Origin of the sequence: Serratia sp. LS-1 (genome assembly GCF_003719595.1) — a bacterium.
GTDB lineage: Bacteria > Pseudomonadota > Gammaproteobacteria > Enterobacterales > Enterobacteriaceae > Serratia > Serratia ureilytica.
The window spans coordinates 3,345,584-3,363,228 of the sequence record NZ_CP033504.1; the positions used below are offsets into that span (position 1 = coordinate 3,345,584).

At 60.9% G+C, this 17,645-nt stretch carries 21 protein-coding genes; 10 read left to right on the forward strand and 11 right to left on the reverse strand.

Going from position 1 to position 17,645, the window contains the following annotated elements; translation table 11 throughout:
- Positions 1-64: 64 nt before the first annotated feature.
- Positions 65-511: a DUF1198 family protein gene (locus EDY99_RS16055; RefSeq protein WP_033644142.1), complete on the forward strand. Its 447-nt coding sequence runs from the start codon at positions 65-67 to the stop codon at positions 509-511.
- A gap of 25 nt (positions 512-536) precedes the next feature.
- Here EDY99_RS16055 and EDY99_RS16060 read toward each other — a convergent pair whose 3' ends face one another.
- The 3 genes from EDY99_RS16060 to EDY99_RS16070 form a co-directional block, all read right to left on the reverse strand.
- Positions 537-875, reverse strand: coding sequence for a DUF2002 family protein (locus tag EDY99_RS16060; protein ID WP_033644143.1), 339 nt, complete (start codon positions 873-875; stop codon positions 537-539).
- 102 nt (positions 876-977) lie between these two features.
- On the reverse strand, positions 978-2,150 hold the full coding sequence (locus EDY99_RS16065) for an MFS transporter (protein ID WP_033644144.1): 1,173 nt from the start codon (positions 2,148-2,150) through the stop codon (positions 978-980).
- Between the two features lie 98 nt (positions 2,151-2,248).
- Positions 2,249-3,145, reverse strand: a complete 897-nt coding sequence (locus tag EDY99_RS16070) for a LysR family transcriptional regulator (RefSeq protein WP_033644145.1) — start codon at positions 3,143-3,145, stop codon at positions 2,249-2,251.
- 105 nt (positions 3,146-3,250) lie between these two features.
- Between EDY99_RS16070 and EDY99_RS16075 the strand changes: the two genes are divergently transcribed.
- On the forward strand, positions 3,251-4,633 hold the full coding sequence (locus EDY99_RS16075; protein ID WP_123061925.1) for an MFS transporter: 1,383 nt from the start codon (positions 3,251-3,253) through the stop codon (positions 4,631-4,633).
- The gene (locus EDY99_RS16080; protein ID WP_004928958.1) at positions 4,630-5,010 is read left to right on the forward strand and encodes a DUF4440 domain-containing protein; all 381 of its coding nucleotides are present in this window, start codon (positions 4,630-4,632) and stop codon (positions 5,008-5,010) included. Before EDY99_RS16075 ends, EDY99_RS16080 begins: the two co-directional genes overlap by 4 nt.
- Positions 5,011-5,206: 196 nt before the next feature.
- Here the strand turns inward: EDY99_RS16080 and asr are convergent, their stop codons facing one another.
- Positions 5,207-5,602 (reverse strand): acid resistance repetitive basic protein Asr, encoded by a 396-nt coding sequence (asr, locus tag EDY99_RS16085; protein ID WP_123061926.1) that lies wholly within the window; start codon positions 5,600-5,602, stop codon positions 5,207-5,209.
- Between the two features lie 229 nt (positions 5,603-5,831).
- Between asr and EDY99_RS16090 the strand changes: the two genes are divergently transcribed.
- The gene (locus tag EDY99_RS16090; RefSeq protein WP_004928950.1) at positions 5,832-6,140 is read left to right on the forward strand and encodes a YqjD family protein; all 309 of its coding nucleotides are present in this window, start codon (positions 5,832-5,834) and stop codon (positions 6,138-6,140) included.
- 67 nt (positions 6,141-6,207) lie between these two features.
- Here the strand turns inward: EDY99_RS16090 and EDY99_RS16095 are convergent, their stop codons facing one another.
- A complete protein-coding gene (locus tag EDY99_RS16095) occupies positions 6,208-7,632 on the reverse strand; it encodes a PLP-dependent aminotransferase family protein (RefSeq protein ID WP_123061927.1) in 1,425 nt (474 codons plus the stop codon).
- 95 nt (positions 7,633-7,727) lie between these two features.
- Between EDY99_RS16095 and EDY99_RS16100 the strand changes: the two genes are divergently transcribed.
- The 5 genes from EDY99_RS16100 (at position 7,728) to nrdF (ending at position 12,182) form a co-directional block, all read left to right on the forward strand.
- On the forward strand, positions 7,728-8,159 hold the full coding sequence (locus tag EDY99_RS16100) for a carboxymuconolactone decarboxylase family protein (protein ID WP_015378864.1): 432 nt from the start codon (positions 7,728-7,730) through the stop codon (positions 8,157-8,159).
- 272 nt (positions 8,160-8,431) lie between these two features.
- Positions 8,432-8,662 (forward strand): redoxin NrdH, encoded by a 231-nt coding sequence (locus tag EDY99_RS16105; protein ID WP_033644148.1) that lies wholly within the window; start codon positions 8,432-8,434, stop codon positions 8,660-8,662.
- Positions 8,663-8,671: 9 nt separating this feature from the next.
- Positions 8,672-9,076: a class Ib ribonucleoside-diphosphate reductase assembly flavoprotein NrdI gene (gene nrdI / locus EDY99_RS16110; RefSeq protein WP_004928930.1), complete on the forward strand. Its 405-nt coding sequence runs from the start codon at positions 8,672-8,674 to the stop codon at positions 9,074-9,076.
- On the forward strand, positions 9,058-11,202 hold the full coding sequence (gene nrdE / locus EDY99_RS16115) for a class 1b ribonucleoside-diphosphate reductase subunit alpha (protein WP_072022510.1): 2,145 nt from the start codon (positions 9,058-9,060) through the stop codon (positions 11,200-11,202). The genes nrdI and nrdE overlap by 19 nt, the downstream gene beginning before the upstream one ends.
- Before the next feature lie 8 nt (positions 11,203-11,210).
- A complete protein-coding gene (nrdF, locus tag EDY99_RS16120) occupies positions 11,211-12,182 on the forward strand; it encodes a class 1b ribonucleoside-diphosphate reductase subunit beta (protein ID WP_033639549.1) in 972 nt (323 codons plus the stop codon).
- Between the two features lie 43 nt (positions 12,183-12,225).
- On the opposite strand, the gene EDY99_RS16125 is transcribed toward nrdF, so the two are convergent.
- The 5 genes from EDY99_RS16125 to EDY99_RS16145 form a co-directional block, all read right to left on the reverse strand.
- The gene (locus EDY99_RS16125; RefSeq protein ID WP_033639548.1) at positions 12,226-12,513 is read right to left on the reverse strand and encodes a type II toxin-antitoxin system RelE/ParE family toxin; all 288 of its coding nucleotides are present in this window, start codon (positions 12,511-12,513) and stop codon (positions 12,226-12,228) included.
- Positions 12,513-12,800 (reverse strand): CopG family ribbon-helix-helix protein, encoded by a 288-nt coding sequence (locus EDY99_RS16130; protein WP_033639547.1) that lies wholly within the window; start codon positions 12,798-12,800, stop codon positions 12,513-12,515. The genes EDY99_RS16125 and EDY99_RS16130 overlap by 1 nt, the downstream gene beginning before the upstream one ends.
- A gap of 77 nt (positions 12,801-12,877) precedes the next feature.
- Complete coding sequence (locus EDY99_RS16135) at positions 12,878-13,072, reverse strand: DUF1289 domain-containing protein (RefSeq protein ID WP_046687704.1); 195 nt, start codon at positions 13,070-13,072, stop codon at positions 12,878-12,880.
- 64 nt (positions 13,073-13,136) lie between these two features.
- The gene (locus EDY99_RS16140) at positions 13,137-13,877 is read right to left on the reverse strand and encodes an SDR family oxidoreductase (protein ID WP_042785246.1); all 741 of its coding nucleotides are present in this window, start codon (positions 13,875-13,877) and stop codon (positions 13,137-13,139) included.
- 153 nt (positions 13,878-14,030) lie between these two features.
- On the reverse strand, positions 14,031-14,975 hold the full coding sequence (locus tag EDY99_RS16145; RefSeq protein ID WP_033644153.1) for an MBL fold metallo-hydrolase: 945 nt from the start codon (positions 14,973-14,975) through the stop codon (positions 14,031-14,033).
- Positions 14,976-15,181: 206 nt separating this feature from the next.
- On the opposite strand from EDY99_RS16145, the gene EDY99_RS16150 reads away from it, so the two are divergent.
- On the forward strand, positions 15,182-16,153 hold the full coding sequence (locus EDY99_RS16150) for a patatin-like phospholipase family protein (RefSeq protein WP_033644154.1): 972 nt from the start codon (positions 15,182-15,184) through the stop codon (positions 16,151-16,153).
- Positions 16,154-16,250: 97 nt separating this feature from the next.
- On the opposite strand, the gene EDY99_RS16155 is transcribed toward EDY99_RS16150, so the two are convergent.
- Positions 16,251-17,606 carry a 2-hydroxycarboxylate transporter family protein gene (locus tag EDY99_RS16155; RefSeq protein WP_033644155.1) on the reverse strand — a complete coding sequence of 452 codons (1,356 nt, stop codon included), beginning with the start codon at positions 17,604-17,606 and terminating at the stop codon, positions 16,251-16,253.
- Positions 17,607-17,645 lie beyond the last annotated feature (39 nt).

Here is a 17,645-nt window from a genome sequence, read left to right on the forward strand (position 1 = left end):
CGGGCGCTGTCGCACAGCGCCTCCCGCCCCTCTTCTGGCGTACTGAGAGTGTAATAAAGCCTAAATGACCTGGATCATCCTCGCCGCCCTGATCGTCGTATTCATCATCGGTTACCGCATTTTGACGTCCGACACCCGTAAAGCCATCGATTCGCTGGCCCATCTGCTAAGGGTCAAACCGATGCTGATCGAATCGATGATCCAGGAAATGGGCGGCCGCCAAAGCCAGACCTTTATCCGCATGCTGAACAACGGCTATACCGAAGAGATGCACCAGGCCGCTTACCTGCTGTTCATCTACCTGACGTTCATCAAACAGGCGGACGACGAGCAGATTGGCCATTGGCGCGACGTGCTGCTGCGCGCCGGGCTGTCGCCGGAGCTGCACGCCGAGCACACCGAAGCGGCGCTGTTTTACTTCGCCGAGTTGGATATCGATGCGTTTGAACTGGCGCAGTTCCGCCGCGCCTACAACGAGCGTTTCAACCGCGAAGCGTTGGCCCACGGCTGATAGCGTCCCCCTGGCGGGGGACCGTTTACAGGAACATGCTGTAGAGGTAACGCGACAGCGCTTCGCGCGAGCTGAAGCCGTGTGCGATGCCGTAACGCTGATTCGGCGCGTCGCTGCTTAAATCCAGGGGAAATTCCAGATATTGCTCGCTGGTGCGCACCGGCGAGGTCGGCGTGGCGAAATGCACGCTTTTCTCTTTCAACGCCGGGTGGATCACCAACGCGGTTCTGCCCATCCGCGCTTCGCGATTCACATACACGTAGTGTGCACCCTTGCGGTAACCATAGGCCTGATCGGTGACATAATCACGCTCAAAGCCGGTATTCTCCAACACTTTAGCCACTTCATCCGGCCGTAAATACATCGATTCCTCCTCTCATTCTGGACCGCTGAGCGACCTTACCGTAATCATTCACCGAAACAATGATTTTCTGGGGAGGAATCCGGGTTTCGGACTATTCCTGAATCAGACCCGGCTGCGCTGCAGCAGGCGCAGAGTGAGCAACACCCCGAGCGCCACCAGCAGCGCCGCCGCCAGATAAATCGACGGCACGCCCGCCTGCCCGATCAGCAGCCCGGCCAGCGGGCCGGTGATGCCCAACGCTAGGTCGAGGAACGCCGAATAGGTACCGAGCGCCGTGCCCTGATTCTGCGGCGGCACCTGTTTCACCGCCTCAACGCCCAGCGCCGGGAACACCAGCGAAAAACCGGCGCCGGCCAGCAATGCGCCGGTTTGCACCATCCAGGGCTCGCCGGCCTGCCAAATCAACAGCAGCCCGACGATCTCAACCAGAAACGACGCCAGCGTCACCTTCAACCCGCCATGGCGGTTGATGACATTGCTGAAGATCAGGCGAATGCCGACGAAGGCGCAGCTGAACAGCGTCAGCGAAAACGCCGCGCCGCTCCAGCCTTTGTCGGCGTAGTAAAGGGTGATGAACGTGGCGATCACGCCGAAGCCGACGGTGCCCATCGCCAGCCCGAGACCATAGGCCCAAATGCGGCCGAACACCGCGCGAAAGGCGATGCGTTGCCCGGCGGCGATCGAGACGTCCGGCTTGCCGCTCGCCAACAGCAGCGCCACTGCGACCGCCAGCACGATCAGCGCCGCCACCCCGGCCAAGCCCCACTGCTGATTCAGATACACGCCGAGCGGCGCGCCGGCCGCCATCGCGCCGTAGGTGGCGACGCCGTTCCAGGAGATCACCCGCGCGGTGTGCATCGCCCCAACCCGGCCGATGCCCCACAGCGTGGAACCGGTGCTGGCGAAGCTTTCGCCGACGCCGAGAAACACCCGCCCCACGCACAGCAGCAGCAGGCTGAGCCATGGCCAACCGTCAACGCCGAACGCGAGCGCGTAAAACAGGCCGCTGGCGCCGCAGCAGGCCAGGCCGAACAGCACCACCTTCTTCGGCCCCAGCTGATCGGCGTAACGCCCGGCGTGCGGGCGGCTGAACAGCGTGGCGAAGTATTGCGCGCTGATGATAAGGCCCGCCAACACCGAGTTGTAGCCCAGGTGGTCATGCACAAATCCCGGCAACACCGCCAGCGGCAGGCCGATGGTCAGGTAGCAGACGAAGGTGAACATCACCACGGACAGAATGCGTCGGTTCAGTTGGAGGTTATTTTCTGCGGTCATCGAAGGCGGCTCGCATCGGACGGGGTAGACAGAGATTGCCAGCATACCCCGACGAGATTTGATGATAAATGAGAGAGTGATAACGAATTATTATCTCGCTAACGGTTTGCCGCCACCCGCGCACGCAGAAAATCGATAAACGCCCGCACCTTCTCCGGCACGTGGCGCGTGTTCGGGTAGAGCGCATAGATGCTCTGCTCGGGGAAACGGTGATCCGGCAGCAACCGTTGCAGCCTGCCGGCGTCGATGTCGGGCTGCGCCAGCCACGCCGGCAGCAGCGCTACCCCGGCGCCATGCAGGGCGAACGCCAGCAATGCGGCGGCGCTGTCGCCGGTGAGCGTCGCCGCATCCGCGACCTTGAACAGCACCGCGTCGCGCTGCGGCGTGACCACCTGCCAGCTGAGGGGCGAACTGAGCCGGCTGTGGGCGATCCACTGCGCCTGCGCCAGATCCGTCAGCGAATGAATCGGCCGCTCGGCCAGATAATTCGGCGCCGCCACCGGAAAGATGGCGAAGCTGTCGATCAGCGCCGCGCGGTGGCTGGAATCCGCCAGCTGGCCCAGGCGGATCGCCACGTCGAAGCGCTCAGAGATCAGATCGGCATGATAAGAGGAAGACACATGCTGGATGCGCAGGCGCGGATGCTGCCGCGAAAACGCCGCCAGCGCCGGCACCACGACCTGCGCGCCATACTCAGGCGTGCTGGTGATACGCAGCACGCCGCTCAGCCCGTGATGATCGCGTCGCACGTCGTCGAGCACGTTCTCGGCCTCCTGCAACAGCTGCAGGCTGCGCTGGTAGAAGCGTTCGCCGGCATCGGTCAGCGACAATCGGCGGGTGCTGCGCGCCAGCAGTGACACCCCCAGCTCATTCTCCAGCTGCTTGACGTTAAAGCTCACCACCGCCTTGGTTTGCCCCAGCGCCGCCGCCGCCGCGGTAAAGCTGCCCGCTTCCACCACCGCCGCGAAGATCGCCAGACGCTGCAAATTCAGCATTTCGCCGCCCTTATTGTCAAAATCATTTTGACAGTGTAATCGCCCGCCGCCGATTTATCCGCACTTTTCCCCCCGATACACTGCTCGCCTTCAACCGGAGGCACCATGTCTTATCGCAGCAAAGTGGCAATCGTCTATCTGCTCGGCTTTTTCGTCGATCTGATCAATATGTTTATCGCCAACGTCGCCTACCCCGCCATCGGCCAGGCGATGGCGGCGTCGGTCAGCCAGCTGGCGTGGGTCAGCAACGGCTATATTCTCGGCCTGACGCTGGTGATCCCGCTCAGCGCCTGGCTGGCGCAGCGCATCGGCGGGCGGCGGGTGTTTCTGCTCTCGCTGGCGCTGTTCATGCTGGCCACCCTCGGCGCGGGCAACGCCGACAGCATCGGCGCGCTGATCGGCTGGCGCACCCTGCAGGGCATGGGCGGCGGTTTGCTGATCCCCATCGGCCAGACGCTGACCTATCAGCTGTACCGCAGCCATGAACGCGCCGGGCTGTCGGCCGCCATCATGTTGGTGGGGCTGCTGGCGCCGGCGCTGTCACCGGCGCTGGGCGGCTGGCTCGTCGATAGCCTGGACTGGCGCTGGGTGTTTTTCGCCAACCTGCCGCTGGCGGCCCTGGCCCTGGCGCTGGCGGCGCTGTGGCTACGTGCGGAAACGCCGACGGCGGCGTGCAAACCGCTCGACGCGACAGGATTACTGAGCGCCTGCGCGGCGCTGACGCTGCTGCTGCTCGGCCTGACCCGGCTGAGCGAAGCCGGTCATCAGGTTTCCGGCGCGGCGCTGCTGGCCGCCGGGCTGCTGGTGCTGGCCTATTATCTGCGCCATAGCCTGCGCACCCCGCAGCCGCTGCTGAACCTGCGGCTGGTCGGCGATCCGCTGCTGCGCAACGCCATGGCGGTTTATTTGTGCATTCCCGGCCTGTTCATCGGCGTCAGCCTGGTGGCGATGCTGTATTTGCAAAACCAGCTGGGGATGCCCGCCGCGCAGGTCGGCGGCCTGATGCTGCCCTGGGCGCTGGCGTCGTTCCTGGCCATCACGTTGACCGGCAAAAGCTTTAATCGCCTCGGCCCGCGGCCGCTGCTGATCGCCGGCTGCCTGTTGCAAGGCGCCGGCATGCTGACGTTGGCCCAGATCGATCAGGCCGGGCAGCACGCGTTGCAGATCGCCGCCTTCACCCTGATGGGGTTCGGCGGCAGTCTGTGCAGCAGCACCGCGCAGAGCAGCGCGTTTCTGCAGATCCCCGACGGCCAATTGGCGGACGCCAGCGCACTGTGGAATATCAACCGCCAGCTCAGTTTTTGCCTCGGCGTGGCGCTGCTCAGCCTGCTGCTGAATCTGCTGCTGACCGTGTTGCCGCCCGCGGCGGCTTACCGAACCTGCTTCATTCTGGCGGGCGCCAGCGCACTTATCCCGCTGTTGCTGTGTCTGCGCCTCGCCAACCGCGCCATCGTGCGCCAACTCAATGCTCAACAGGATGCTTTATGAACCCGTATTTTACCGAAGTGATCGACGCCCACATCGCCATTGAACGCTGGCTGGGCAAAGGCGCCGGAGAGGAGCAAGCGCTGCTGGCGCGCTTTACGCCGGATTTCAGCATGATCGCGCTGAACGGCGCCCCGCTGGATTTCACCGCGCTGTGCGCTTTTTTCCGCGCGCATCGCGCCGCCAAACCGGGACTGGAAATCGAGATAGAAGAGATGAAGCTGGTGGCCGAATGGCCGACTGGCGCGGTAGTCAGCTACCGGGAAAAACAGAGCCTGCCGGGGCAAAGCGCCACGCTGCGCTACTCCACGGTGGTGTTTGAACGCCTGCCCGACGCGCTCGGCTGGCGGCATTTGCACGAAACCGCCGCGGCGCAATAATTACAGGAAGCTGCCGGCCAGAAACAGTTCCCAACCGACGATCACCCCGCACAGGGTTACCGCGCTGAAAATGACTTCAAACAGATAGCGATGGATCATCGTGAGTAGCCTCAAAAGAAGACACCCGGAAAGACCGGGTGTCTGGAATACGGGCTGTAGAGTGCGGAACCTTGTCGGTTCCGCAAACATCACTTAATTAAGCTTTTTTACCGGCTTTTTTGTGGTGTTTTTTAGCGGCCTGAGCTTTCTGCACTGGCGCTTTTTTGTGGTGTTTTTTAGCGGCCTGAGCTTTCTGCACTGGCGCTTTTTTGTGGTGTTTTTTAGCAGCCTGGGCTTTCTGAGCTGGCGCTTTTTTGTGGTGCTTTTTAGCGGCCTGAGCTTTCTGGGCTGGCGCTTTTTTGTGGTGCTTGGCTTTCTTGTGGTGCGTTGCTTTAGCTGGCGCTTTTTCAGCAGCAGCCGCTGGCGCAGCGGTAGTGGTGGTCGCAGCTGGCGCGGTGGTGGTAGCCGGAGCAGTAGCTGCAGTATCAGCAGCGAAAGCAACAGAAGACAGACCCATAGTGGCAGCAACGATCAGCGCTAATACTTTTTTCATCTTTAAATCCTCAGAGTGTTGTTTCGGTAAGCTCCGGTGGAGCCGTTGAAACAGATACTAGTGGAATCAAACGGCCGTTTCCGTGAGTGATTGGTTTCGCCGAGTAACCAAATGTACAAAGCCCAGGTGCCGGCAAACACCTGCGTGACGGCGGTTTTTTTCCGTGATCGGCCACACAAATCTCGGCATGGTCTACACTTAAAAGACATGTGTCGAAATGGAGAGCTGAATGTTTAAGAAAGCGGAAAGAACAGAACGCGATATCGATCAGGATGTGACTCTGTTGGCCGATACGCTGGATGAAGTGTTGCGCGAGTCCGGTGACAAGACCAAAGAGGAACTGAAAGAGCTGCACAGCAAGGCGAAAGGCGTGCTGCGCGACGCGCGAGCGCGATTCAACGGCTCCACCAGTCTGACACAACATGCGCGCGACGCGGTCGATCAAGCCGACAGCTATGTGCGTGACAAACCTTGGCAGGGCGTAGGGATCGGTGCCGCCGTCGGCATCGTGCTCGGCGTGCTGCTAGCCCGGCGTTAACACCCCTGCAGTCATAAAGATAAAACAGATGTGCGTCTGGCCCGCGGAAATCGCGGGCCGTTTAATTTTAGCGAAACAGCTGCGCCAGCCCCTGTACCGCCCGCTCCGCCTCCTCTCGCCGGCTGAAATTGGCGAACCCCAGCAGTAACCCTTGCCCCGCCGGATGGTCGATTCGCCAGTCCGACAACGCCTGCACCGCCAGCCCCTGTCGCCAGGCTTGCGCCGCCAACGGCGCATCCGCCAAGCCGTCGCGCAGCCGGGCCAACAGCTGAATGCCGCCCTGTTGCGGCACCGTCGTCAGCCACGCCCCCAGCTGCCGCTCCAACGCCAGCGTCAGCCACTCGCGCCGCTGGCGGTACAACGGCCGCATGCGTTTCAGGTGGCGATAGAAATGCCCTTGCCGGATAAAATCCGCCACGCCGGCCTGCAGCAGCGGCGGGCAACCGCAGCCGCGCAGCCGACTGCTGCGCGCAAAGGCCTCCGTGAGGCCGACGGGCACCACTAAATAAGCCATGCGCAGCGCCGGGAACAGCGTTTTGCTGAAGGTGCCGGCGTACAGCACCCGCCCCTGAACATCGAGGCTCTTCAGCGGCGGCAGCGGCCGCCCGTGATAGCGAAACTCGCTGTCGTAGTCATCCTCGAGGATCCAGGCCCCGCGCTGCTGCGCCCAGTCGAGCAGCGCCACCCGCCGCGCCAGACTGAGCGAGACGCCGAGCGGGCTTTGATGGGTCGGCGTCACCACCGCCAGCCGCGCCTCAGGCTCCGTCAGAATACCGGCGGCCACGTCCATGCCCTGTTCATCCACCGGCACGGCGACCGGTCTGACGCCGGCGGCCCGCAGCAGCGGGCGCGTGACCGGATAGCCGGGATCTTCTATCCATACCGCGTCGCCGGCGTGCAACAGCGTCTCCGTCACCCAGTCCAGCAACGCCGGATAACCGGCGCAGAGGAAAATTTGCTCCGGCCGGCAGCTGATGCCGCGCGACAAATGCAGATAATGGGCGATCGCCTCACGCAGTTCAGGCAGGCCGCCGGCCGGCGGCAGCGCCAGGGAAGCCGCCGTGGAACCGCGCAGCTGGCGGGCGACAATGCGCTGCCACAGCGCGCGGGGAAACGCATCCAGCGCCGGCACGCCCAGTTGGAAAGGCTGCAGCATGCCCTGCGGCTGCAGCGGATCGGGCGCTATCGTCGCCAACGGCGGCATAGCGGGCATTGCGCCCGGCGGCATGTGCGGCAACTGCGGCGAGACATAGGTGCCCGCCTGCCCCCGGCTCTGCAAGAAACCTTCGGCAATAAGTTGCGCGTAGGCGCTTTCCACCGTGGCGCGCGCCACGCCCAAATCGCTCGCCAACCCGCGCACCGAAGGCAGCCGGCTGCCCGCCGCCAGGCTGCCCTGGGTGATGGCGTCTTTAATCCGCTGGTAAATCTGCCGGTACAGTGGCTCGGCGAGCCGGCTGTCCAGCCGCAATGAAGTCAGGAACGGCGGCATCATGGCCCGGTTAAATAATCACTTTATGGCCCTATAGCATAGACCATAAGGCCGCTAAAGTAGCGCCATGATTTCGTTACTATCGATTGAGGTTGACCATGATTAAGCAACGTTTGAACTATGCCGAGCTGGCGCCCGCCCCGTACAAAAATATGGTGAGCGCGCTGATGGCGCTGGAGAAAGGCGCCCTGGACAAAGCGACCATCGAGTTGATGTTTATGCGCGTTTCGCAGATCAACGGCTGCGCCTACTGCCTGGACATGCACGGCAAAGCGCTGCGCGAAAGCGGCTTCAGCCATGCCAAGCTGGATACGTTGGCGGGCTGGCGCGTCAGCCATGAATTCAGCGAACGTGAACGCGCGGCGCTGGAGTGGGCCGAGTCGGTTACGCTGATCGCCGCCACCGGCGCGCCGGACAGCGCTTTCGAGGCGCTGAAGGCGCACTTCAGCGATACCGAGATCGCCGATCTGACCTTCGCCATCAGCATCATGAACGCCTTCAACCGGCTGGCCGTCAGCATGCGTCAGTAATGCGCTCGCCTCCCCCTCTTGACTCTGAGGGGGAATTTCACACCCGCAAAAATTTTTCCCCTCGCCTTTTCCAGCCCCGGCGCGGCCTGCGCGCAAAACCCGACAAAACACCATATATAGCGTGGTTGATAAAACAAATATCAACATATAGTATTTTATCTATCAGCCGCAGGGAATGTTGTTCGGCTGATAACGCCGTCAGAAACGCCAGGAACAATGCTCCGTTCTCTGACTTGTCCGCCTTTCCCTCAGCTTAAAGGTAAATGCGAATCATGAGCATTATTATTTACAGTAAGCCGGACTGTGTCCAGTGCAACGCCACCTATCGCGCATTTGATAAACAGGGGATTGATTATCAGGTGATCGACCTCACTCAAGATCCGCAGGCGCTGGACCACGTTAAATCCTTAGGTTATCAGCAAGTTCCGGTGATTATCGCCGGTGACGATCACTGGGCCGGTTTCCGGCCGGACAAAATCGGCGCGCTGGCGCTCACCTGCTGAGGCCCGACGATGAATCCGCTGGTCTATTTCTCCAGCAGCTCGGAGAACACCCACCGATTCGTTGAGAAACTGGGCCTGCCGGCGATCCGCATTCCGATCGCCGGCGCCCGCAGCAAATTGCTGATGGAACAGCCCTATATCTTGATCGTGCCCAGCTATGGCGGCGGCAGCGCCGTCGGCGCGGTGCCGATCCAGGTGATCCGCTTTCTCAACGTTCCGCAAAACCGTTCATACCTGCGCGGCGTCATCGCCGCCGGGAACACCAACTTCGGCGCAGCATACGGCATCGCCGGCGACATCATCGCCAAAAAATGCCAGGTGCCTTTCTTGTACCGCTTCGAGCTGCTCGGCACTACGCAAGACGTTGAAAACGTTAGACAGGGAGTAACCGCATTTTGGCAACGACAGAACTGACCAGGCCCGAGACGGGCGCGCTGGATTACCATTCGCTCAACGCGATGCTCAATCTTTACGATGCGGAAGGCCGGATCCAGTTCGATAAAGATCGGCTGGCGGCGCGGCACTACTTCCTGCAGCACGTCAACCAAAACACCGTGTTCTTCCATAACCTGGAGGAAAAGCTGCGCTATCTGGTGGAAGAAGGCTACTACGAGCCGCAGGTGCTGGCGCAGTACGAATTCCCGTTTATCAAGCAGCTGTTCCAGCAGGCCTACGCCAAAAAATTCCGCTTCGAGACTTTCCTCGGAGCCTTCAAGTACTACACCAGCTATACACTCAAAACCTTCGACGGCAAGCGCTATCTGGAACGCTACGAAGACCGGGTGTGCATGGTGGCGCTGACGCTGGCGGCGGGCGACACCGCACTGGCGCAGGATCTGGTGGAAGAGATGATTTCGGGCCGCTTCCAGCCGGCCACGCCGACCTTCCTCAACTGCGGCAAACGCCAGCGCGGTGAGCTGGTCTCCTGCTTCCTGCTGCGCATCGAAGACAATATGGAATCGATCGGGCGGGCGGTGAACTCCGCGCTGCAGCTGTCGAAACGCGGCGGCGGCGTGGCCTTCATGCTGAGCAATATTCGTGAGGTGGGCGCGCCGATCAAGCGCATCGAGAACCAGTCCTCCGGCGTCATTCCGATCATGAAAATGCTCGAAGACGCCTTCTCCTACGCCAACCAGCTCGGCGCGCGTCAGGGGGCCGGCGCGGTGTATCTCAACGCCCACCACCCGGACATCCTGCGTTTTCTCGACACCAAGCGGGAAAACGCCGACGAGAAGATCCGCATCAAGACGCTGTCGCTGGGGGTAGTGATCCCGGACATCACCTTCGAGCTGGCGAAGAACAACGAAGAGATGTACCTGTTCTCGCCCTACGATGTCGAACGGGTGTATGGCGTGCCGTTTTCGGAGATTGCCGTCAGCGAGAAGTACCGCGAGATGGTGGATGACAAGCGCATCCGCAAGTCGCGCATCAACGCGCGTGAGTTCTTCCAGGTGCTGGCAGAGATCCAGTTCGAATCCGGTTACCCCTACGTCATGTTCGAAGACACGGTCAACCGGGAGAACCCGATCGCCGGGCGCATCAATATGAGCAATCTGTGTTCGGAGATCCTGCAGGTCAACCGCGCCAGCACCTATCACGAAGATCTGAGCTACGATCGCATCGGCAAGGATATCTCCTGCAACCTCGGCTCGCTGAACATCGCCAAAACCATGGACGCGCCGGACTTCGGCAAGGCGATCGAGACCGCGATCCGCGCGCTGACCGCGGTGGCCGACATGAGCGATATCCGCTCGGTGCCGTCGATCGCCGAAGGCAACCGCAGCGCCCGCGCCATCGGTCTGGGCCAGATGAACCTGCACGGTTACCTGGCGCGCGAGCGCATCTTCTACGGCTCGGAAGAAGGCATCGACTTCACCAATCTCTATTTCTATACCGTGGCCTATCACGCCATCCGTGCCTCGAACCGGCTGGCGATCGAACGCGGCGGCACGTTCGACGGCTTTGAGCACTCGCGCTATGCCAGCGGCGAGTACTTCGACAAGTACACCGAACGCGACTGGCTGCCGCAAACCGAGCGGGTGCGCGAGCTGTTCGCCGCCGCCGGCATCGCTATTCCGGGCCGCGACGAGTGGCGCGCGCTGCGCCAGTCGGTGATGATGCACGGGCTGTACAATCAGAATCTGCAGGCGGTGCCGCCGACCGGCTCCATCTCGTACATCAACAACGCCACCTCCAGCATCCATCCGATCGTCTCGCGCATCGAGATCCGCAAGGAAGGCAAGATCGGCCGCGTTTACTACCCGGCACCGTACATGACCAACGACAACCTGGCGTATTACCAGGATGCCTACGAGATTGGCCCGGAAAAAATCATCGATACCTATGCCGCCGCGACGCAACACGTCGATCAGGGGCTGTCGCTGACGTTGTTCTTCCGCGATACCGCCACCACCCGCGACATCAACCGCGCGCAGATCTACGCCTGGCGCAAAGGCATCAAAACCATTTACTACATCCGCCTGCGCCAGATGGCGCTGGAAGGCACCGAGGTGCAGGGCTGCGTGTCCTGCGCGCTGTGAGGCAACTTATGACGACCGTAACATCGGCGCCGCTGGTGCGCGCCATCAACTGGAACATCATCGAAGACGACAAGGATCTGGAGGTGTGGAACCGCCTGACCTCCAACTTCTGGCTGCCGGAGAAGGTGCCGCTGTCCAACGATATCCCCTCCTGGGCCACGCTGACGCCGAAGGAGCAGCAGCTGACCATTCGGGTGTTCACCGGGCTGACGCTGCTGGACACCATCCAGAACACCGTCGGCGCGCCGGCCCTGATCGCCGATGCGCTGACGCCGCACGAAGAGGCGGTGTACTCCAACATCAGCTTTATGGAGGCGGTGCACGCCCGCTCTTACAGCTCAATCTTCTCTACCCTGTGCCAAACGCCGGACGTGGATGACGCCTATCGCTGGAGCGAGGAAAACCGCGCGCTGCAGAAGAAAGCCGGCATCATTCTGGCGCACTACCGCAGCGACGATCCGCTGCTGAAAAAAGTCGCGAGCGTGTTCCTCGAGTCGTTCCTGTTCTATTCGGGCTTTTACCTGCCGATGTACTGGTCCAGCCGCGCCAAGCTGACCAACACCGCCGATCTGATCCGCCTGATCATTCGCGACGAGGCGGTGCACGGCTACTATATCGGCTATAAATTCCAGAAAGGGCTGGAGAAAGTGGACGCCGCACGGCGCCAACAGGTGAAAAATTTCGCCTTCGATCTGATGCAGGACCTGTACGACAACGAGGTGCGCTACACCGAGGAACTGTACGACGGCGTCGGCTGGACGGAAGACGTGAAGACCTTCCTGCACTACAACGCCAACAAAGCGCTGATGAACCTGGGGTATGAAGCGCTGTTCCCGCCGGCGATGGCGGAGGTCAACCCGGCGATCCTGTCGGCGCTGTCGCCGAACGCCGACGAAAACCACGACTTCTTCTCCGGTTCAGGGTCGTCCTACGTCATCGGCAAGGCGGTCAACACCGAGGATGAGGACTGGGATTTCTGAGGACATGACAGCGATGCCGGTCTTTCAGGCCGGTATCGTGCATTCAATACCCTTGTTCTTTCTGACTGCGGATCGCCAGAACAAACGCCGTATCGATATCAGGAATGTATTTGTAGAGCGCCAAATAACCGCGAGCTTGCTGCCCAATAATCAATTCACGCAGCCCTGCGCCAAGGGACCGTCCGATCAATGGATTATGTTCCAATACCGCAATTGCCTGGATGATTTCCTGAATGCGCCGCCCTGAATCCGCAGCGCCATACTGAGCCAAATGAGCGAGAATACGTTCGATATCATCCCTGACCTCTGGCGCCAACTCGACATTTGCCATCAGCGCCCCAATTTTTTAACCGGAGGTTTGACAGCGGCAGTATCACCCGCTGCGTAATTTTCCAAATAACCGCGCATCTCTTTCCAAGAGACCGTCTCTCCCGTCGCAATTATCTTGGCATAGCGTTTTTCCGCTTCATTCTCAAAGTCGCGGCGCAACTCTTCCTGCTGCGTTTTCTCCGCTATTGCCTGCAAAATAAAGCTGTGAGACGTTACGCCAACCTGCTCGGCGACGGCAGCGACTCGGGCTTTAAGCTCATCTGGAATACGAATGGTCGTCGTCGACATAATCGCTCCTAACGTCGGTCAATCACATGTAGCTCAATTGTGCTACATGCAGTCTGGCAGCGCAATAATGCAGAGGATTATTTCACCGATTGACGCGGCTCTAGCCGCCGCCAGATAGCGCGTTTCTCCGCATCGCTGGCGGTCGGCCAGGCGGCGATCTCCGCCCGCGTGCGCCGGCATCCGCGGCACTGCTGGGTTTCGTCGTCAATCCGGCACAGGCTGACGCAGGGCGACCTGACGCCGGGATGAAACTGCTGATTGTCGCCCGTCATACGCTGCCCTTGATGTGATGAGTTCCGCCACAGGATACCCGATCCTGCGGCGGCGCGTCGTCAATCAGATGATGCCGCCGTTGGCGCGCAGGGTTTGGCCGTTGATCCAACCGCCGTCGGCCCCCGCGAGGAAGGCCACCGCCGCAGCGATATCGTCCGGCGTGCCCAGGCGCTCCAGCGGCGCCATCTTCGCCAGCCGCTCGATAAGCTCCGGGGTTTTGCCGTCGAGGAACAAACCGGTGGCGGTCGGTCCCGGCGCGACGGCGTTCACCGTGATATTGCGGCCGCGCAGCTCTTTCGCCAGCACGCTGGTCAGCGCTTCGATCGCCGCCTTACTGGCGGCATACATGCCGTACCCCGGCTGCAGCAACCCCACCACGCTGGAGGAGAAGTTGATGATGCGGCCATTGTCGCGCAGGCGCTTCGCCGCCTCGCGCATCGCATTGAAGCTGCCTTTCAGATTGATGTCGAGCAGGCGATCCACGTCTTCGTCACGCATGTCCGCCACCGGCGCCAGCGCGATCACCCCGGCGTTATTGACCAGCACGTCGACGCCGCCAAACGCCTGTTCGGCGCTGTCGAACAGGCGGGCGACCGCAGATGCATCGCTGACGTCGGCTTTGACGCTCAAGGCGCGGCCGCCGCCCTGTTCAATCTTGCGCACCAGCTCATCGGCCGGCGCCGGGTTGCCCGAATAGTTGATGATGACGGTGAAGCCATCGGCGGCCAGACGCTCGGCGATGGCCGCGCCGATACCGCGCGATGCGCCGGTGACGATGGCGACGGAGGGAGTTTTCTGATTCATCGGGAGATCCTTAAAGAAAACGACGAGGGTAACGTTAATCATGCACTCTTTATCACGGCGAATAAGCCCCGATTCTCTGGCATCATCATCCCAAATTATCGAACAATGTCCCCAAGGCGCTTACGATGGCCGCCCGTTGGGCGGCCATCGCCATTACAGCGCGCCGTAGTTCAATGGCACCCAAGTGTAACCGTCGCCCTGGCGGTTCAAATACCCCAACCCCGGGAACGACAGGTGTGCGCCCCCCACCAGCTCGCTCTGCCGCGCGCTGTCACCAAATATCCGCAGCCGCTGAGCGACCGCCGCCTTGGCGTCATTATCAAAGCTGATAGCCACCTTCGGATGCGGCATCTGCACCGCCGCCACGTGGATCAGATCCCCCAGCAGCAACAGCTTCTGGCCCTGGCTGGTCACCTGATACACGCTATGCCCCGGCGTATGGCCGTGGGCGGCAAAGGCGGCAATGCCCGGGGAAAGCTCACCGTCGCCGCTGAACGGCTTAAAGTGGCCGGCCGCCTGATACGGCTTGATCACCGCCTGAGCCCTTTCGAAGTTGCTTTTACTGCCCGCGCTAGCCTGTTTCAGTTTGTCCGCGCTTAGCCAGAAGTCCGCGTCCTGGCTGGCGGCGCGCACCACCGCATTGGGGAATACCGCCTTGCCGTCGTGCGTCAGCCCGCCGAGGTGGTCCGGGTGCATGTGGGTCAGGTAGATCTCATCCACCTGCTCCGGCTGGTAGCCCGCCGCACGCAGGTTATCCACCAGCTTGCCCAGGCCGTCGCCCAGCAGTTGGCCGGCGCCGCTGTCGATCATCACCAGCTTGTCGCCGGTATTGATCAGATAAGCATTGACCGACGTGACCACCGGCAGGCTTTGATGCTGCTCGGCTACCCCGGCGGCGATCTGCTGCGGCGTACGGCCCAGTAACAGCTTATCCGCCGGCAGGCGAATAATGCCGTCGGACAACGCGGTCACTTCAAAGCTGCCCAGCATGATGCGGTAAAATCCCGGCGTCGGGGTTTTGGCCTGCGGCGCGGCGGCGCCGGCCTGTAACGACATAACGGCCAGCGCCGCGCCCAACAGACAACGTTTCCAGAACATGATGACTCCTTGTGAGAATTGAACAGCGCTAAGTATTGACGCAAAAAGTCCGATGCGCCTGTTTAATAAATGCCTTTGATAAATATATAAATAATATATTCATTATGAATAATTTTGTTTGCCAAGCCACACAACCCCAATCCATATTTTCTCGTGCGCCGCTTCGTTATTTTTCTTACTCCCTAAACCACGAGTAAGGAAATATGATGAGCTATCAATTCGAAAACCTGGTCTTTGAAGGCGGCGGCGTAAAAGGCATCGCCTATGGCGGCGCACTGGAATTGCTGGAGGCCAAAGGCATCATGCCGCAGATCAAGCAAACTTCCGGCGCCTCAGCGGGCGCCATCGCCGCGCTGCTGGTCGGGCTGGGCTGCAGCTCGGCCGACGTGACCAAGATTCTGTCGGCGATGGATTTTAAAAAATTCCTCGATTATAACGGCGGTTTTTTCGGCACGCTCCAGGACGCCTATCGCCTGTTCAATCAATACGGCATCGCGCCCGGCGATTATTTCTATCAATGGTCACGCGATATTATCAAACAATATACCGGCAACCCGGATATTACCTTCGAACAGTTCGAAGCGATGAAGGCGGCGAAAGGGTTCAAGTCGATTTACTTTATCGGTGCCAACCTCAACAGCGGCCAGCGAGAGGTTTATTCTCACCGTACCACGCCGCGCATGAAAGTGGCGGATGGCCTGCGCATTTCGATGTCGTTCCCGTTCGCCTTCGTGGCGAAGAAAAATGCCCTGGGCGACCTGTGCATCGACGGCGGCATGATCGACAACTACCCGGTGCGGCTGTTCGACTATGACTTCTCCGCCACGCCGCCTTACATCGACAGCACCAGCCAGCGCATCAACACCCGTACGCTGGGCATTCGCCTGGACTCCGCCAGTGAAATCGCTCAGGCCGCCGGTCAGGCCGGCCCGCGCACGCCGGTCAACAACCTGTTTGATTTCACCCTGGCGGTGGCCAACGTGATGCTGGACATCCAAACCAAGGTGCATCTGGACAGCGATGACTGGAAGCGCACCGTGTATGTCGACACGCTCGACGTCGGCACGCTGGAGTTCGGCATCAGCGAGGAGAAGAAACGCGCGCTGATCGAATCCGGCCGTCGCGGCGTAGAGCGCTACTTCGCGTGGTACGACGCCGCCATGAAGCAAGCGGCGTAACCGGCAGTTCCCCGCCCGCGCGTCGGGCCGGCGCGCGGGCAAAAAAAATCCCCGCGGGGGCGGGGAAAGGCAAAGTAACGCTAAGGATTTATAGGAGTTATACGAAGAACTTGGCCAACACCAGCAGCGACAGCGAAACGTTGATAGCGCCGCCGATACGGGTTGCGATCTGGGCGAATGGCATCAACGACATGCGGTTGCCGGCGGTGAGGATCGCGACGTCGCCGGTCCCGCCCTGCCCGCTCTGGCAGCAGGAGACGATCGCCACGTCGATAGGATGCATGCCGATTTTCTTGCCGACGAAGAAACCGGTCGCTACCAGCGCGCTGACGGTGGTGACGATCACGATCAGATTCTGTACGGTGAACGCGTCCACCAGTTCCTGCCACGGCGTGATGGCTACCCCGACGGCGAACAGGATGGGATAGGTCACGGCGGTGCGGAAGAATTTGTACACCACCTGCGAGCCTTCCTGAATGCGCGGCGACACCCCGTGCGCCAACTTCACCGCCACGGCGGCGAACAGCATGCCCACCGGCGCCGGCAGGCCGATCAGACGGTGCAGCAGCATGCCCACCATATACAGCAGAATGGCCAACAGCGCGCCGCAGGCGATGGTGCTGACGTCCACCTTGCCGCTGATTTTTTCCACCGCGCTCATGTCGCTTTCACCCTGCTTGCTCGGCATCAGGCTGCCTTCGCCGGTCAGGTGCGGATAACGCTTGCCCAGCTGGTTGAGCAGGCCGGCGATGACGATAGCGGTCAGGCTGCCGAGCATCACGATAGGCAGAATGCGCCCCAGCGCCACGCCCTGCTCCATGTGCAGGATCGCGGCATAGCCCATCGACAGCGGGATCGCCCCTTCACCTACGCCGCCGGCCATGATCGGCAGGATCAGGAAGAAGAAGATCTGGAACGGTTCCAGGCCCAGCGCCATGCCGACGCCCATCCCCACCAGCATGCCGACGATCTCGCCGCACAGCATGGGGATGAAGATGCGCAGGAAGCCCTGGATCAGCACCTGGCGGTTCATGCTCATGATGCTGCCGACGATGATGCAGCAGATGTAGAGGTAAAGAATGTTGGTCGATTTGTAGAACTTGGTGGTCGACTCCACCACCACGTCCGGCAGCAGGCCATAGTGCACCAGCGCGGAAGGAATGAAGGTGGCGCAGATCGCCGCCGCGCCCATTTTGCCGATCAGCGGCAGGCGCTTGCCGAATTCGCCGCAGGCGAAACCGAAGAACGCCAGGGTGGCGACCATCACCACGATATCGCTCGGCAATTTGCCTTCCAGGCAGTCGAGCAGAATCAACACGCCGGCCAGAATAAAGAACGGTAACGGAATAATCCCTACTTTATAATTATCCAGTATCCGCCACCATTTCTCACGCAGAGGAATATCAGCGGCCTTGTCTTTGGCTACGAGGTAAGAATCATCTGTTGTGCTCATAATCTGGCCTCTTATTAGTTTGTTCAGCCATCATAGAGA

Coding starts and splice junctions, on each gene's coding strand:
- EDY99_RS16055 (WP_033644142.1), top strand. CDS start 65: ATGACCTGGATCATCCTCGCCGCCCTGATCGTCGTATTCATCATCGGT.
- EDY99_RS16060 (WP_033644143.1), bottom strand. CDS start 875: ATGTATTTACGGCCGGATGAAGTGGCTAAAGTGTTGGAGAATACCGGC.
- EDY99_RS16065 (WP_033644144.1), bottom strand. CDS start 2,150: ATGACCGCAGAAAATAACCTCCAACTGAACCGACGCATTCTGTCCGTG.
- EDY99_RS16070 (WP_033644145.1), bottom strand. CDS start 3,145: ATGCTGAATTTGCAGCGTCTGGCGATCTTCGCGGCGGTGGTGGAAGCG.
- EDY99_RS16075 (WP_123061925.1), top strand. CDS start 3,251: ATGTCTTATCGCAGCAAAGTGGCAATCGTCTATCTGCTCGGCTTTTTC.
- EDY99_RS16080 (WP_004928958.1), top strand. CDS start 4,630: ATGAACCCGTATTTTACCGAAGTGATCGACGCCCACATCGCCATTGAA.
- asr (WP_123061926.1), bottom strand. CDS start 5,602: ATGAAAAAAGTATTAGCGCTGATCGTTGCTGCCACTATGGGTCTGTCT.
- EDY99_RS16090 (WP_004928950.1), top strand. CDS start 5,832: ATGTTTAAGAAAGCGGAAAGAACAGAACGCGATATCGATCAGGATGTG.
- EDY99_RS16095 (WP_123061927.1), bottom strand. CDS start 7,632: ATGATGCCGCCGTTCCTGACTTCATTGCGGCTGGACAGCCGGCTCGCC.
- EDY99_RS16100 (WP_015378864.1), top strand. CDS start 7,728: ATGATTAAGCAACGTTTGAACTATGCCGAGCTGGCGCCCGCCCCGTAC.
- EDY99_RS16105 (WP_033644148.1), top strand. CDS start 8,432: ATGAGCATTATTATTTACAGTAAGCCGGACTGTGTCCAGTGCAACGCC.
- nrdI (WP_004928930.1), top strand. CDS start 8,672: ATGAATCCGCTGGTCTATTTCTCCAGCAGCTCGGAGAACACCCACCGA.
- nrdF (WP_033639549.1), top strand. CDS start 11,211: ATGACGACCGTAACATCGGCGCCGCTGGTGCGCGCCATCAACTGGAAC.
- EDY99_RS16125 (WP_033639548.1), bottom strand. CDS start 12,513: ATGGCAAATGTCGAGTTGGCGCCAGAGGTCAGGGATGATATCGAACGT.
- EDY99_RS16130 (WP_033639547.1), bottom strand. CDS start 12,800: ATGTCGACGACGACCATTCGTATTCCAGATGAGCTTAAAGCCCGAGTC.
- EDY99_RS16135 (WP_046687704.1), bottom strand. CDS start 13,072: ATGACGGGCGACAATCAGCAGTTTCATCCCGGCGTCAGGTCGCCCTGC.
- EDY99_RS16140 (WP_042785246.1), bottom strand. CDS start 13,877: ATGAATCAGAAAACTCCCTCCGTCGCCATCGTCACCGGCGCATCGCGC.
- EDY99_RS16145 (WP_033644153.1), bottom strand. CDS start 14,975: ATGTTCTGGAAACGTTGTCTGTTGGGCGCGGCGCTGGCCGTTATGTCG.
- EDY99_RS16150 (WP_033644154.1), top strand. CDS start 15,182: ATGAGCTATCAATTCGAAAACCTGGTCTTTGAAGGCGGCGGCGTAAAA.
- EDY99_RS16155 (WP_033644155.1), bottom strand. CDS start 17,606: ATGAGCACAACAGATGATTCTTACCTCGTAGCCAAAGACAAGGCCGCT.